The following is a 14,652-nucleotide window of genomic DNA, read 5'->3' as shown; positions in this document are numbered from 1 at the left end:
TTGCCGTCGTTGGCCGTCACCACGACGCGCAGGTACTTGTGGGCGTCCGACGAGGTCAGCGCGTAGCTGGAACTGGTCGCGCCGCTGATCGAGGCGGCGTTGGTGCCGTTGCTGTCGTCGGCCCGGTACCACTGGTAGCTGTAGCTCAGTGCGTCGCCGTCGGGATCGCTCCAGGTCCCGGTCGCCCCGCTCAGCGCGTTGCCCACCGTCGCCGTCCCCGTCACCGTCGGAACCGCGCTGTTCACCGGAGCGCCGTTGGAGGGGGAAGACCCCCCGACAGTGATCTGGCTGGTCCGCGCGGCGCTGGTCGTTTCACCGTCGTTGACAGTGATCGTCGCGGTGCGGGTGCCCGCCGTGGCGCTGCCGGCGGTGTTCTTGTATTGGATGAGCTGGATCACCGCCTGATAACCCGCCACGCTGGCCGCGCCCCGCAGGGTGATCGTCGACGTGTCGTTGCCGGTGACGCTGATGCCATAGGTCTTGGCCGTCGCCACGGAGGCCGCCAGCATGCTCAGCACTTCCGCCGCGCCGTCCGACGTGCCGGACAGGGCGATGGTGGCGCCGAGCAGGCGGGTGTCGCTGTCCGTCTGGCTCAGGACGGCGTTGGGAGCGATCAGCACCCCGGAGGCGGGGGTGGAGGTGCTGACGGATTCCCCGTTGCCGGCGCCCGCCCCGTTCAGGTCGACCGACGGCTCGCCCACGTTCCAATGCACTTCGTAGGCGCCGAGGTCGAGGGCACCGTCACGGATGCGGTCGATGCCGCGGATGTCGTAGCTGCCGCCGTAGCGGTTCGCGTTGCTGCTGTCGCCAGCGTTGATGAAGGTCGTCGCGGTCGAGGCCGGACGATAATCGCGCAGGCTCTTCGTGGCGTTGGTGGAGTCGACGAAGATCGCGTTGCCGGTAATGGCGCCCTGGTAATTGTTGCCTGCGTTCAGGGTGATGTTAGCGCTGTTGTAAATGATGGCGTTCGGATCGGCAAAACTCGTTCCGGCAAGATTGCCAGAGTTCCCCGCAATGATCGTGTTATAAACGTTCACGGTAGCCGATGCACCGGAATAGGTGCCGATGCCCGCCGTCTTGACACCGACAGCGCCGGAATCATTGTTAACGTAGCTGTTATTGACAATGGTGACGTTGCGTATGTTTACCGTATAGGCAGCGGTGTTGTGCGTTTGCGCAATAATGGCGCCCGGGTAGAGAGCCGAACTCGACCCCATGTTCATGACGTAATTGTTGTCTGCAAACAGACTGTTCTCGATCGTCAGCGTGTCGTTCACCTGCGTACGAACGACCGCGAAGCCCGCCGTACCGGACACCACACCTGTGTTTTCGCGGAAAACCGAGTTCTTGATCGTCACGGATGTGGACGCATTGGTCGTAGCGATGGCGTTGTTCAGGTTGTTCCTGAAGGTTACGCCATCCACTTCGAGCGACCCGTTCTGCAACGTCAGCGCGCCCTGCAGGGCGGATGCCGAATAAAAGCGCTCCATGACGACGTTCTTGACCGTCAGCGTCTTGCCGGACGCATTGAAGAGGATGCCCCGGTAGTCCGTCGTCGCGGGCACATTGCCGGTGTTGGCGCCGGAGATCGTGATGTCGGCGATGCCGTCGCCGTTCACGTCGCCGTTGATCGTGAAGCTCTGAGTCGACGCCGTTACGATGTTGGTCGGTGTGGCACCGCTTAGAGAAACCGTGCCGGACGTCAGCGCCGAGCTGAATTCGATCACGTCCCCGGCGGCCGCGTTCACGATCGCGTGGTTCAACGATCCCGCCGCCGTTCCGGTCGCCGAGGTGACGACGACGGTTCCCAACCGGCCGCTGAAGGTTTCCATGGACGCGCGCGCGAAGGGAACCGCCGCCTCGATGGCCCCGCTTTGCACCTCCAGCGTCCAATTCTGGCCGGTGGCGTTGCCGGTCTCGTCGCTGGACACCGCCACGTCGGCCCCGGTGAGCCGATGGATCGTCTGGACGAAGTCCTGTCCCGCCTGTCCGGCACCGACGTTGCAGGCGTAGAAGAGGAGATCGCCGCCGGGCTTCAGTGCGGCACCGATCGCCTGGAGATCCTGCCCGCGGTTGGCCAAGCCGTCCGCCCAATAGGCGCGGCCGGCGATGTAGAGATGGCCTTGGTTGCCGTGGCTGACGACCTGGACGGAATCCAGACCGGACATCCCGGACAGCGCCTTCGCCATCTGGCCGAGCGCCTCCTGCTGGGGGTCGAGCAGGACAACCTTGGCGTCGGGCGCGATGTCCTTGAGCAGCGCCTGATAGTCGGACACGCTGGTGTCGACGAACACCACCGACCGGACCGTTCCTTGAGCGTCGGCGAGCCGCGCCGTCACCCCCGCGGGTTCGGTGAGCGACGGAGCGGAGGAGGCCGGGGACGCGGCGGCGGCCGGAACCGTCGACTCCTTGATGGCCCAGTCGGCCAGCTTGTCGGCGTCGGCGGCCTTGGCGGCGGCCTGATCGCCCGGCGAAGGCTGGTCGGGTTGCTGATGAACCTCGGCGGCCGTGATGGCGCCCGCCGCGTCGAACATGAAGCGTGGTTCGAGAGCCATCGCGAACATCGATGAGGACGGCTTGCGCGCCATGCCGGAACGCCCGTTCACGCCATTGCCATTCGAACCACGCTTGCGCGTCATCGCCAGTCTCCCGCCATACGCAACGCCGCCCGACCCTAAGCCGAAAGCGGTCACCAAAAGGTGAATAATCTGCGGGAGCGTACCACCTTTTCACAATCGTTGACAGAGCATCAGTCTATTCAGGCGGCAAAAGAGGTGCCCGATTTGCAACGATTCGCATCATCGAAGAGAACAGCGTGTCATAATTTGACGCATTTGTTTCCGCGAAGCGCCTTGTATTTCACCGCTGAAACGAAAGCATACGATGGTGTGCTTTTCGCGCTGCCATTTCGCCGTCGGCGAGCCTGCAGCGTGTCAGGGTTAAACATTCGCGTGCAAAACACCGCGCACCGATGTCACAGACCCAGCATGCCATGACCGCGCTGGGACCCGATTCGGAGGGAGCGGACCGCCCGACCACGTCACGGAAGTGTGGAAGTCAGGACGCCCCGCCCTGCTGCATCTGGGCCGGCAGGATTTGCGGCGGCAGGTGCTGGATTCCCGGATGACCGGGCGGAAGCCAGATCAGTTCCAGCGAGGGCGACGTCTTCGCCAGAAGATCGAAGCCCAACCGGTAATAAAACCAGTGGACGCGCGTCTCCACCTCGGCCACCGACAAGGTGATCGGGATGCGCAACTGCGCCGCGGTCCCCTGGAAACTGCGCAGCAGATCGGTGCCGATGCCCTTGCCGCGGGCCAGACGGTGGATCTCCACCTCCGACACCCGCCAGTCGTAGCGGCCCAGATCCATCACGATCCGCCCCACCGGCTGGCCCGTCTTCTCAACGACGAAATCCAGATGCTCCGGATAGCGGCTTTCCTGCCCCATCCGCCGCGCGCTGTACTGCTGTTCGTAGAGCGTCCGGACGAAGTCGCGGTCATGGTGCGCCTTGGCCAGCCAAGGGCGCGCGTCCATGAACAGACCCATCAGGAAGTCGTCATCCGAAGAGCGGGGAAACCGCACCGTCAACCCGCCAAGCAGCGGCAGCGATCCATTCAGAACGGCCATCGGCCACACCCTTTCCGGTAGCGCAAGCGCAAGTTCTGAATAGCTGAAGATGCGAGCCCGACGCAAGAATCGCCGTTCAGGACCATTGCGGCCGAGGGCACCGCGCGAGTCGTCCGCTTCGGCATCAGTCCGACGCGGAGCGACCATGGCCGGGAATGGGTCGACACCCCAGGCGAACCGCCCGAGGCGGGTTCCCGACCCGCCGGGCCCAACCAATAACATACATGGATATGCAACCAGAAGGTCATTCAGCAAAGATTACGCTCGGAAAAAGTAACTTTTTGTATCGCCTATTGCTCGTGCCCTAGCCGTTCAGGAGAATATACCGGTATGCTTTCTATCACATTCGGCGGCGCGGCACGTCTTCAGGGAGACGCTGGCCACAGGCCGCCATAACCGGTTTCATAAACAGGAGGTGTCGTCATGGAAGTTTACCTCGGCCTGATTTTCCCGTTCACCGGCGCCTACGCCCCCCAGTACACCGCCCAGTGCCTGGGCCAGCAGATGCAGGTCAGCCAGAATCAGGCCCTGTTCGCGGTCACCGGCGCGATGTACGGCGGCAACGGCTCGACCAACTTCAACCTGCCGGACCTGCGCGGCCGCGTGATGATCGGTTCGGGCACCAGCCCCTACCTCAACAACCAGACGCTCAACCCGGGGAACTTCGGCGGCGTCGCGAGCAACACGATCACCGTGCAGAATCTGCCGGCGCACACCCACGCCGCCACCTTCACGCCATCCGGCAGCAGCACCAGCGCGACCGTTTCCGCCGCCGCGGCCATCCCCGTGAGCACCGTCGTCGGCGCCAGCAGCACCCCGGTGGGCGGCAACAACTATCTCGGCGCGTTCCAGCTCGGCGATCCCGGCGGCGTTGGCGTCACCTTGGACGGCCCCTACAGCTCCGGCACCGCGCCGAACGGCTCGGCTCTGGTCGGTTCGGCCTCCGGCACCGTGACGCTGGGCGGACTGACCGGCTCGGTGAGCGTTTCGGCGGGCGGCGGCGTCACCAACCCGTCTCCGGTGAACAACATGCAGCCCTATCTCGCGCTGACCATGCTGATCGTCACCAGCGGCATCTTCCCGATGCGCGACTGATCCGGGACCGCTCCCCGATCGTCGAACACCGGATGGACGGATGCTGCGCGTTGGCTATGCATGCCCGGAACGCCAGCCGTACTTTCAGAACTTGAGCCCGGACTTTTGAGATGACCATCGACATCGCCACCATCTCCCACGAGATGTTCGCCCCGCATCTCGGCCAGACGTTCCGTTTCGTCGCCCCGGAGGACGGGTCCGTGATCACAGACGTCGAGCTGACGAAGCTGACGGCACGTCCGGAATGCACGCCGCGCTGGGCGAAGCGCACGTCCTTTTCGGCTCTGTTTGAAACCTACGGCACCAGCCAGCTGTGGAACGGCTATTTCCAGATCGACCATCCGACGATGGGATTGCTGGGCCCCTTCTACATCGTGCGGGTCATTCCGCGCGATCCCGAGCGGGGCTGCTTCGAGCTGATCCTGAACTGAGCCCCAGCCGTCCGACGCCATCGCCAAGCACCGCGCACCGTCCGTCCCAGCGCATCGATTCCACCGGAGATTTCGCCATGGATTTCTATATAGGATCCGTCTTTCCATTCGCCGGCAACTTCGCCCCCGTGAACACGCAGCAATGCCTGGGACAAGCGGTCAACTCGGCCCAGTACCAAGCCCTGTGGGCGGTTACGGCCGGAGCCTTTGGCAGCGGGCCGAACAACTCGACGTTCAATCTGCCGGACCTGCGCGGCCGCGTGATGGTGGGGCCGGGGACCAGCCCCTACACCAGCAGCACGATCAACACCGGCAATGCGGGCGGCACGCAGTTCACGACGGTCACCGGCACCAATCTGCCGGCGCACACCCACGCCGCCAGCTTCCAGGGCGGCAGCGCGGGCGGCACCGTGCCGTTCAACGCGACGGTCACCGTCCCGCTGAACCCTGCGGTCGGCACCAGCAACATCCCGTCCGCCATTCCCGCGGTGCTGGGTGGACAGTTCATCGACCCCAGCTACGACGTTGTCCTCGATGGCCCCTACATCCCGGCTTCAAGCCTGCCGACGCCGCCCACCGGAAGCTCACTCACGGGCGCGCTCTCCACGCAAGGCACGGTCAGCGGCGGTCCCACAGGCGCCACCGTGGCGGTGAGCCCGGGTGGCGGCGTCCTTTCCACCCCGGTCGCCCTCAACAACCTGCAGCCTTACCAGTCGCTGTTCTTCTTCATCTTCATGCTGGGCTATTTCCCGTCGCGTGATTGACGCGGAGAGCCCCGGTCCCTTCCGGTGGGCCGGGGCCCTTGCCCCGCAAAGCATCCGCCGCACCCGTGCCGACGCGGTCGAGCAGATCATCCAGCAGATCGGCGAAACGCTCCCGCGCGGCGCGCTCCATCAGGCTGTGGTCGGCCCCGGCGAGGCGCTCCATCCACAACCCGCCCATCCGGCGCAGCCGCCCGCCGTCCGTCCCGGCCTGCGCCTCCAGCTCGCCCAGCGTCACATCGCCCGCGCTGTGCACCATCAGCGTGCGGACTCCGCGATCGGACAGCGCCTGGAAGGCGTGGAGCACGTCGTCCCGCGCGTAGCCCCGTCCCATCAATCCGGCGCGCAGCCGCCCGGCCCCGATGCGCAGGCGGCGGGCCGCGCGCTCCGAAAGGCCGCGGGCGACGCGCGACGCCTTGCGGTCCTGGCGCAGGATGGCCCGCCACACCGCCGGCTCGGTCAGCCTGGGCAGATAGGCGGCGGCCGGCTTCACCGCGCTGCCGATGGCCTCCTCCTGCGTCACCCCGTCCCCCAGAACGAAGCGTCCCGGATTGACCAGCGTCAGCCCGACCACCCGCGGGTCGGCCAGCGCGACGTGCAGCGCCACCGCCGCGCCGGCGCACAGCCCCACGGCGACCGCAGCGCCATGCCCCGCCGCCGCCAGGGCGTCCAGCCCGGCCTGCGCGTCCTCCACCATGTCCCGGCAATAGATCAGCCCGTCGCGGCGCCCCGGCTTCGACGCGCTGTCCCCCAGCCCACCCAAGTCCATGCGCAGCGAGGCGATCCCCCGCGCCGCCAGCCGCCGGGCCAGCCGCACCGACATGCGCCCAGTGCCGGTGTGGGGCGTGGCGCCGCTGTTCAGGAGCAGAACGGCGGGCCGCTCCGCGGCTGCGGCGACGGGTTCGCAGAGGATGCCGAACAGACCCCCGCCAGGACCGAAGCGGAGCGGGCGTTCCATGGCGTCGGCGAGCCCCAAACGCGGGGTGAAGGCTTCCGCCACCCGCCCCGGTTCGGCGGGCGCCATGTCCCGCGCCAGCCAAGCCGTCACCCGCGCGAAGGCCGAGCAGTCCACGACCGCGTGCTGGACGCTGGTCATCAGCCGCGCGTGATCGGAAAAGGGTGCCTCCTCCACCGTGGCTCCCAGCGCACGGAACCGCTCCGCCAGAGCGGCGGCGCGCCCCTCCGGACGGTCGAGGATCAGCACGCGCCGCGTCGGGGATTCGGTCATCCGCGTGAGGTCGAGCCCCCGCAGGGCCTCCGCCGTCTCCGGAGTCAGGCGGAAACCGGCGCTGTCGATCCCCTCCGGCCCCACCGCGGGCGGGGCGTCCGCCGGCCGTTCGGCGAGCAGCGCCACCGCCCGCAACTCCTGCAGGAAGGCCCGGCCCGAGGGGAAAGGCGACAGCAGGACCAGCGCGTCCGCTTCCACCCCGCGCGCCGCCGCCGTGGCGAGCAGTGCGCCCAGCCGCAAGCCCACAAGAGCCACCTCCTCAACCCCCGTGAGGGCGCGCAGGTGGGCGGTCGCGGCGCGGATGCCGCCGAGCCATGCGTCCAGGCGGGCCGGATCGCCCTCCTCGCCGACGCTGTTTCCGGTGCCGGGATAATCGAAGCGCAGCACCGGCAACCCGGCAGCGGCCAAAGCCTCGGCGAAGCGGCGCCACGCCCGGTGGGTGGCCAACGCCTCGCCACCGTAAGGCGCGCACAGCACGACGCCGCGGCGCCCACCCGCCGGGTGCAGCCAGCCGAAGCAGCCTTCGAACAGAACGGGCGTGGACGGATCGGGCGTCATGCTGCCCCCCGGTAGCGCGTTGGATCCAGGCCGTTCAACGCATGAACCTCGCCATCGGGCACCGCCGCGCCGTCTTGGCACGGGATCAGGCGGACCCGGCGCTCCACCCCCGGCGGCAGGTGGAACCACTCCTCCTCCGCCCGGAACCCGTCATCCTCGATGTGGACGGAGCGGGCAAGGCGACGGCTGGACAGGATCAGCGTCCACCCTTCCGCCGTCCGTTCCACGCGGGCGCCCAAACCCAGCTCCGCGCGCTCCATCCGCCCACCCGTCGGGAAGTGGAAGGCCTCGGCTGTCGGCGCGCCGGAGCGCGGGTCGGACAACGCCGCCACCACCGCGTCGTGGGCGGGCGGACCGAAACGGTAGGCGCAGGTCAGGTCGACGAATCGGACGGGCAGCGAGGAGGCCGGAACCACCTGAGCGCTGCGCGGCGGCAGGGTGACCGTCCGCTCGACCCGCAGCACCGGCACCTCGCCCCGCCGCAGGGCGGTCAGGGCCAGCACCGCCTCCACCGGCTCCGCCGTCTCGTTCAGCAGATGGATCGCCAGCCCGTTCACCCCCTCGTCGGTCAGCAGGATCTGCACGGGCCGAAAGGCGCGGCGCAAGGCGTGCCACGCCGCCTTCGGCACGCCCGCGGAATCGACCACGCCCCAGCCGGCCCCCGGCCAGACGTCCTGGAACATCCAGACCAGCCCGCCCCCACAGGAGGAGCCGGCCCGCCGCCATTCCGCGAAGACGGCCTCCATGACCTCCCCCGTCACCGCGCGCGATAATCTCGCGTAGCGGTCGGGGTCCTCGTACCGCAGGAGCATGGGATCGTCGCCGTAGAGGCTGCGCAAATAATGGTCCCGCACATCCTCAAAATCCCACGGAGCGCCGGGATCGCGCGGCACGCGCGCCTTCCAGCGCGGGTCGTGGACCGCCGGCACTCCGGGCAGCGCCCCCGCCGCCGGCATGTTGGCGAAGGCGAGGCATTCGGACGCAAATCGAACATTCGCCCGGCGCGCGTCCTCCAGCGGGCGCAGATAGGCGCCGACGCCGTAGTAATGGGTCACCCCCGCGTCGGCGGCGAAAGGCAGAGGCCCGCCGGTCGGGGAGTTGGCGACGTAGGGCACGTCGGACCGCCAGCGCGCCGCCTCGTCCCGCAGGACGGTGTCGAACAGCGGCTGGCTCCAGCGCTCGCGCGGCAGGCCGAGCATGGCCGCCTGCTGCTCCGCCTCGCTGCCGCCGCACAGCACGGCCAGCGACGGCGACGCCTGCAGCCGGTCGAGGAGTTGCGACGCTTCCCGCCGGGCACCGTCGAGAAACGGTTCGTCGGTCGGGTAATCGAAATTGGCGAACATGAAGTCCTGCCAGACGAGAATCCCCATCTCGTCGCACAGGTCGAAGAAGGAATCGGATTCGTAGGTGGCGATGCCCGGCACCCGCATCATGGTCATCCCGGACTGCCGCGCCGTCTCCAGCCAAGGGGCGTAGGCGTCCCGCGTCCCCGGCAAGGCCACGATGTCGGGGCTGCTCCAGCAGGCGCCGCGACAGAAGATCCGTTCGCCGTTGATGCGCAGGGCGAAGCCGTCGCCGGGTTCCCGCTCGATGCGGCGGAAGCCGGTGCGCCCCAGATCGACGCGCGCGTCGCCCACCACCGCGCGCACGGTGTGGAGCGCCGGGCTGCCGTGGCTGTGCGGCCACCAGGGCGCGACCTCCGGCAGGTGAATGTCGCCGCGCAATTCACCCGGCCCGGTCCAGCGGAGCGGAGCGCGTGCCTCCCCCACCTCCAGCCATCCCGGTGGGAGCGTGGTGCCGGTCCATTCCGCCGCCAGGGCCAGGGATAAGCGGCCGTCCTGCCCTTCCAGAGTCGCGCGCAGATCCGCCGAGCGGACGCGCAGCGGTCCGGTTTCCGCGATGAGTTCCACCGGGCGCCAGGGGCCGACCGCCGGCACGGGCGGGCACCAGCCGGGCATGTGCCCCAGGAGCGTGGTCCGCACCGCGCGCAGCCCCGCCGGCTCGGCCAGCCGGACCGGCCAGCGGCCCCGACCCTTCTGCGCTCTCAGCACCGGGTTCAGGGCGCGGAAGACCATGCGCAGCGCGTGCGTCCCGTGCAACGTCACCGGTACATCGTGGCTCTGGAACATGCTGGCGCCGCTCAGGATGCGCTTCCCGTCCAGCCACACCTCCGCAACGGTGGCGAGGCCATGGAAACGCAGGGTGCAGGATCCTTCACCGGTCAGCCGCACCCGGTACCAGACGTCGCGGTCGTGCAGGGGAAGCGGGTCTCCCAGCCGGTAGACCCCGGCCTCGCGCAGAGCCTGGGCAACCGTACCGGGCACCGGGGCGGGCAGCCAGTCCCCTGCGGGCGTTCTCCCCGGCTCGGTCACGCACAGCTCCCACCCCGTGGACAAGGGGGTCACGCTGCGGCCCGTCACGGCGTGAAGGCGCGCCATCGTCCGTCACCCGTAGCGGCGGAGCAGCGCGCCGAGCGCGCTGTCGTAGGCGCGCTCCATCGCCTCCAGCGATTCCGCGTGGTCGCCGAAGCGCCGCCGGTGCACGCCGCGTGCGAGCTGAAACTGAAACGCCTTGGCGGTGGCGGAAAGCGTGGCGCAGGCCTCCGCCGCGTCCGGCGGACCGCCGATCCAGCGCGCATACATGCCGAGAAGCTCGAAGTTCGCTCCTGCCTGCCGCAGCGTGTTGAAGGCGTACAGGTGGAAATAGTCCATGGGCCGCGCGGCCAGCGTCTCCAGATGCTCCGGCAGCGCGGCGCGGAACGCGGTGATCGGGTTTCCCGCCGGACGGCGACGGAGATGATCGGACAGCAGCGCGCGGGACGCGCTCATCAGCGCCTCCCCCGTCAAAGCCGGACCGCTGCGCTTCACGAACTCCACATAGGGGAACAGGGGGGCGGGGGCGAACAGGCTGTCGTAATCCTCCCCCTCCAGCGTGAAGCGCCCGGCGTTGTGGATGTAGTCGAGCCGCCGCGCGCCCGCGTCCATGCCGAGGATCCCGATGGTCGTCTTGACGTGCTGCGCGCGATACGAGGTTCCCCGCGTGTCGGGCAGGTGATAGCCGTCCACCTCCACCAGGACCGGACGCCCGCGCGCCACCTGCACCGCCGCGTGGGTCTCCACCCGGTCGTAGAGGGCGAGTTCCTGCACCTCCAGCCCGTAGAGCCGGCGCAGATCCTCCGGCGGCACCTTGAAGAAGGTGAACTGGTCGCCTTCGAAATCCTGCGTGACGGTGAAGGCCAGGGCCGCCATCGGCTCCATCCCCAGCGCCCGCAGCAGCCCGATCCACAGGTCGGTGTAGCAGTTGGTTTCCGCCCAGTCGCGGTCCGGCCTGTCGAGCGGATGCGCCATGCCCGGCCTCCCCTGTCCGCTCAGCCCCAGAGGACGGCGCGCACGGCGGCGGGCCACGCCTTCAGGTCGAAGCCGTGATGGCGGAACAGCGCCAGCGTCACCCGCTCCATTCCAAAGCCGACGCAGGCCGTGTGGGCGACGGCGCCGTCCGACGTCCGCAGGTCCCAGAGCAGGCCAAAATGGTCCTGGTGGTAGTTGAAGCTGAGGCAGGCGGTGGGCTGCTCCGCCGAGGCGATGGGAATCAGCAGCTCGAACTTCAGCCCCTGGTCGCGCTGGCTGGCCGCCAGCATCCGCCCGGCCCGCCCGAAGAAGGGGTCGTTCGCCAGATCGACGGCCACCGGCAGGACGAGCGATTCCATCAGCGCGCGCCCGCGCTCCACCCAGCTTTGCCGGAAGGCCATGACCTGCTCCGGCGTGCCGACGCGCACATATTCGCGCATCCGGAACAGCTGCATCCGCGCCGGGTCCAGCGATGGTTCATGGCGGAAGCAGTAGGAATAGACATCGACCAGCGCGCCGTCGGCGGGCAGCGGCCCGCGCTCCGCGATGGTGGGATAGACGGGGTAGCAGGCGGCGGGGGTCAGGACGACGTTGGTCGCCATCTGGGCATCGGTCCACTCCTCTCCCTCCTCCAGCCGGCGCAGCAGGGATTGATGGGCGCGCTCGTCGCCTTTGAAGGCGTGGACGGTGCCGGCCAGATGCGGGAAGCTCTTCAGATAGCCGCTCTGTTCGAACTGGTGGCGGGCCAGCCCCGGGGGAAAGCGCATCACGTCCGCGCCGTCGTCACCGCCCCAGGTGGAGATCAGGTCGTTGAATCGCTCCACCACGTCCTCGAAGACGCCGCTGCGGCCGTACAGCCCATCGACCCCTGTGGGGATCAGCAGCCCGGCCGCGATCAGCGCGTCGCGGAACGCCGCCTGCCCATTCGCCACTGGCCCGTTCTCCGCCGGCTTCTCCGCCGGTGTGCCCCCTGCCCGCATGTCCATCCGCCGCATTCCGTTCCGAGAAAGCCTCAGCCGAAGAGAGAGCCGTTGTCCCTGTGCGCCACCAACAAGTTCGCCGTGTTGCCCAGTATCCGGTCATTGTTGATCATCAGAGGCGCCGAATGGGCGTCGCGCAGATGGCGGCACAGGCTGTAGGGGCTGTCGTTGCGGTAGGCGACCAAGCCGCCGGCCAGCATCGCCTCCCCCACGATCCGCACCACCATCTCCGCCGCTTCGGTCTTCAGCGTGTTCATGGCGACCGCGAAGCCCAGGGAGGTGAGACGGTCGGGATTGTCCGCCGCCTCCTCGAATTGGGCGAGCGCGCCGCGCACCATGCCGCGCATGGCCTGAAGCCCGGCGGTCGCCTCGGCCAGCCGGCGCGCGCCCGGCGGCAGCGTGCCGGGACGCTTGCGCGCCTCCGCCCGGATGAAGGCGGCGGCCCGCGCCACCGCGTCGGTCGCGATGCCCAGCCAGACGCTGCTCCACAGGATGTGGGTCACCGGCAGCATGGTGCGGGCGGAGATGTCGGCGTAGGGCAGCGGCAGGATCTGCGCCCGTTCGGCTTCCGCCACCAGCCGGTAGCCAACGCTGCGGGTGCCCCGCATGCCCAGCGTGTCCCAGCCGCCGATCTCCTCCAGCTGCGTCTGTCCGCGCAGCACCGGCACGATGACCTGATCCGAGGGCGGCGAGTCCGCCGTGCGCCGCGCCGTCACCAGGATCGCGTCGGCCTCCTGCCCATAGGAGATGACCGTCGCCTGCTTCTCCAGCCGGAAGGCGGCGCCCGTCTCGTCTTCGACCGCACAGGCGCTGGAGCGCACGTCGCCGCCGATCCCGGCCTCGGTCGTCGCGGAGGCGAGAAGAAGCTGCTCCCCGGCCAACCGCTCCAGAAAGCCGCGATGCCAGTCGCTGCCCTGACCGTGGCGCACGAGGCAGGCCACCTGGATCTGGTGCATGGCGTAGATCAGCCCGCTGGACGGGCATTTCTGGGCCAGCGCGTGGGCCACCGCCGCGGCGTCGGCCAGACCGCCGCCGCCGCCGCCGAAATCCCGCGGCACCATCAGGCCGAGCAGACGCGCCTCCTTGAGGGCAGCGAAGGCTTCGGTGGGAAAGCGGGCCTCGCGATCGACGCTGTCGGCGTGGCGCCCGGCGATGGCGGCGGCCCCGGCGGCCATTGCAGCGGCGGCCTCCGCGGCCATCGCCAGCAGACTGTCCGGCGCTGGCGCCCTCATCCGGCCCCCGTCCCGCCCGGCGCGCCGTCCAGCAGCCCAGCCACCGCGGCACGGATCGCCGCGATGCTCTCGAAGGTGCGGCGGCGCAGCAGATGTTCCGGGAACTCGACGCCGTAGCGCTCCTCCAGCGCCAGCATCAGGTTCACCGACCCGTGGGAGGTCAATCCGGCGGCGTAGAGATCGTCCTCGTCGGACAAGGTGGAAGCGTCGGTGGCCAGCCAGCCGCTCTCGGCCAAAAGCGCCCGGATGTCGGCGGCGCTGACCGCCGGAGCATTGCCGCCCCGTGGCGCCGTTCCAGCCGCGATCGGCCAATCCGGTTGGCGCATGCTCATTCCCCTTACCCCCTGTTCAACCTCTGGCATTTCCCGTCCCGGCACAACGCCACAAAACCTTAATTGTTCTGCGCCTTCCTCTGCTTTTCCGTATGCCTTGGGTGCTTTTTGGATAGCAACCGCCCCTCCTGCTTAACACCTGTGGCGATTGCCGTTCCTCCAGACGGCTCTAACTTGTGCGGTGGTTCCTCCAACAACCACAGGATCGGGAGATCGTCATGGCTGTGCGGCAATCGGATGCGGAATGGCGGGGCAACCTGGCCCAGGGGTCGGGGACCATGCGGCTGGGCAGCGGCGCGTTCGAAGGCGCCTACTCCTTTCCGTCGCGCTTCGAGAACGGCACCGGCACCAACCCGGAGGAACTGATCGCCGCCGCGCACGCCGGCTGCTTCTCGATGGCGCTGTCCGCCGGCTTGTCGAAGGCCGGGCATACGCCGACCCGCGTGCACACCACCGCCCGCGTCCATCTGGACAAGGCCGGCGACGGGTTCGCCATCACGAAGGTCGAACTGGACTGCGAGGCCGAGATCCCCGGCATTGACGCCGATACCTTCCGGCAGCAGGCCGAGGGTGCGAAGAAGAACTGCCCTGTGTCCAAGGCCCTGGCCGGAACGGAGATCACCCTGAAGGCCAAGCTTCTGTGATCGCGTGCGGCCCGGCGGCCTGCGAGGGCGCAGCGACCGCCGGGCTGGCACCGCCCATTAACCTCCGCCGTTGGAATTTGCCACATTGACACGGAGGAGGCAGATCGGCAGTTCGCCGGGAATATGGTTTTCAACAAAATGCTGCATTTTTAAATCAGGGCATTCTTGAAATCGTTAAACGGCAAAACTCCAAACCTTTCGACAACGCAGCACAACTCCCATCAATCTCGGCAAATAACCCACTCAACCACTCTTCACTGCACAAGTATCCAAAAATTCATTTTTTGGATTTCACGTTAATTCTCCAGATTAGATAAAAATTATGTCGTGAATTTTTGAATTTTCTCAAGTTTTGTCTTGGCGACGAAGCGACGCACCCGTTATGATCGATTGGTGTAAACCATTGGTCGTAACGCT

At 68.1% G+C, this 14,652-nt stretch carries 12 protein-coding genes; 4 read left to right on the top strand and 8 right to left on the bottom strand.

The window, feature by feature from the left end; genetic code table 11:
- Together H0B54_RS23405 and H0B54_RS23400 are read right to left on the bottom strand one after the other, a co-directional pair.
- The coding region (locus H0B54_RS23405; protein ID WP_188262305.1) for a DUF4347 domain-containing protein at positions 1-2,639 on the bottom strand (2,639 nt) is incomplete at its 3' end.
- Between the two features lie 418 nt (positions 2,640-3,057).
- The gene (locus tag H0B54_RS23400) at positions 3,058-3,627 is read right to left on the bottom strand and encodes a GNAT family N-acetyltransferase (protein WP_188262304.1); all 570 of its coding nucleotides are present in this window, start codon (positions 3,625-3,627) and stop codon (positions 3,058-3,060) included.
- 423 nt (positions 3,628-4,050) lie between these two features.
- On the opposite strand from H0B54_RS23400, the gene H0B54_RS23395 reads away from it, so the two are divergent.
- From H0B54_RS23395 to H0B54_RS23385, 3 genes are all read left to right on the top strand, one after another.
- Positions 4,051-4,722, top strand: a complete 672-nt coding sequence (locus H0B54_RS23395) for a phage tail protein (protein ID WP_188262303.1) — start codon at positions 4,051-4,053, stop codon at positions 4,720-4,722.
- Positions 4,723-4,832: 110 nt separating this feature from the next.
- Positions 4,833-5,153: a DUF6916 family protein gene (locus H0B54_RS23390; protein ID WP_188262302.1), complete on the top strand. Its 321-nt coding sequence runs from the start codon at positions 4,833-4,835 to the stop codon at positions 5,151-5,153.
- Between the two features lie 77 nt (positions 5,154-5,230).
- Complete coding sequence (locus H0B54_RS23385) at positions 5,231-5,917, top strand: phage tail protein (RefSeq protein ID WP_188262301.1); 687 nt, start codon at positions 5,231-5,233, stop codon at positions 5,915-5,917.
- On the opposite strand, the gene H0B54_RS23380 is transcribed toward H0B54_RS23385, so the two are convergent.
- From H0B54_RS23380 to H0B54_RS23355, 6 genes are read right to left on the bottom strand one after another with little or no spacing between them, the layout of a single operon-like run.
- Positions 5,886-7,700, bottom strand: coding sequence for an alpha/beta fold hydrolase (locus tag H0B54_RS23380; RefSeq protein WP_246472715.1), 1,815 nt, complete (start codon positions 7,698-7,700; stop codon positions 5,886-5,888). The genes H0B54_RS23385 and H0B54_RS23380 overlap by 32 nt on opposite strands.
- Entirely contained in the window at positions 7,697-10,138 is a 2,442-nt protein-coding gene (locus tag H0B54_RS23375) for a glycoside hydrolase family 2 protein (protein ID WP_188262300.1), read from the bottom strand. Before H0B54_RS23375 ends, H0B54_RS23380 begins: the two co-directional genes overlap by 4 nt.
- Before the next feature lie 6 nt (positions 10,139-10,144).
- Positions 10,145-11,047 carry a DUF1839 family protein gene (locus H0B54_RS23370; RefSeq protein ID WP_188262299.1) on the bottom strand — a complete coding sequence of 301 codons (903 nt, stop codon included), beginning with the start codon at positions 11,045-11,047 and terminating at the stop codon, positions 10,145-10,147.
- 20 nt (positions 11,048-11,067) lie between these two features.
- The gene (locus H0B54_RS23365; protein WP_246472713.1) at positions 11,068-12,033 is read right to left on the bottom strand and encodes an amino acid--[acyl-carrier-protein] ligase; all 966 of its coding nucleotides are present in this window, start codon (positions 12,031-12,033) and stop codon (positions 11,068-11,070) included.
- Positions 12,034-12,059: 26 nt separating this feature from the next.
- On the bottom strand, positions 12,060-13,259 hold the full coding sequence (locus H0B54_RS23360) for an acyl-CoA dehydrogenase family protein (protein ID WP_211109512.1): 1,200 nt from the start codon (positions 13,257-13,259) through the stop codon (positions 12,060-12,062).
- Positions 13,256-13,591: an acyl carrier protein gene (locus H0B54_RS23355; protein WP_281390109.1), complete on the bottom strand. Its 336-nt coding sequence runs from the start codon at positions 13,589-13,591 to the stop codon at positions 13,256-13,258. Before H0B54_RS23355 ends, H0B54_RS23360 begins: the two co-directional genes overlap by 4 nt.
- Before the next feature lie 218 nt (positions 13,592-13,809).
- On the opposite strand from H0B54_RS23355, the gene H0B54_RS23350 reads away from it, so the two are divergent.
- A complete protein-coding gene (locus H0B54_RS23350) occupies positions 13,810-14,235 on the top strand; it encodes an OsmC family protein (RefSeq protein WP_188262298.1) in 426 nt (141 codons plus the stop codon).
- The last annotated feature ends 417 nt before the right edge of the window (positions 14,236-14,652 follow it).

It is taken from the genome of Azospirillum tabaci (assembly GCF_014596085.1).
In the GTDB taxonomy this organism is placed as follows: Bacteria; Pseudomonadota; Alphaproteobacteria; order Azospirillales; family Azospirillaceae; genus Azospirillum; species Azospirillum tabaci.
The sequence above is the reverse complement of the archived record's forward strand: the minus strand, read 5'-3'. Positions and strand labels throughout refer to the sequence as shown.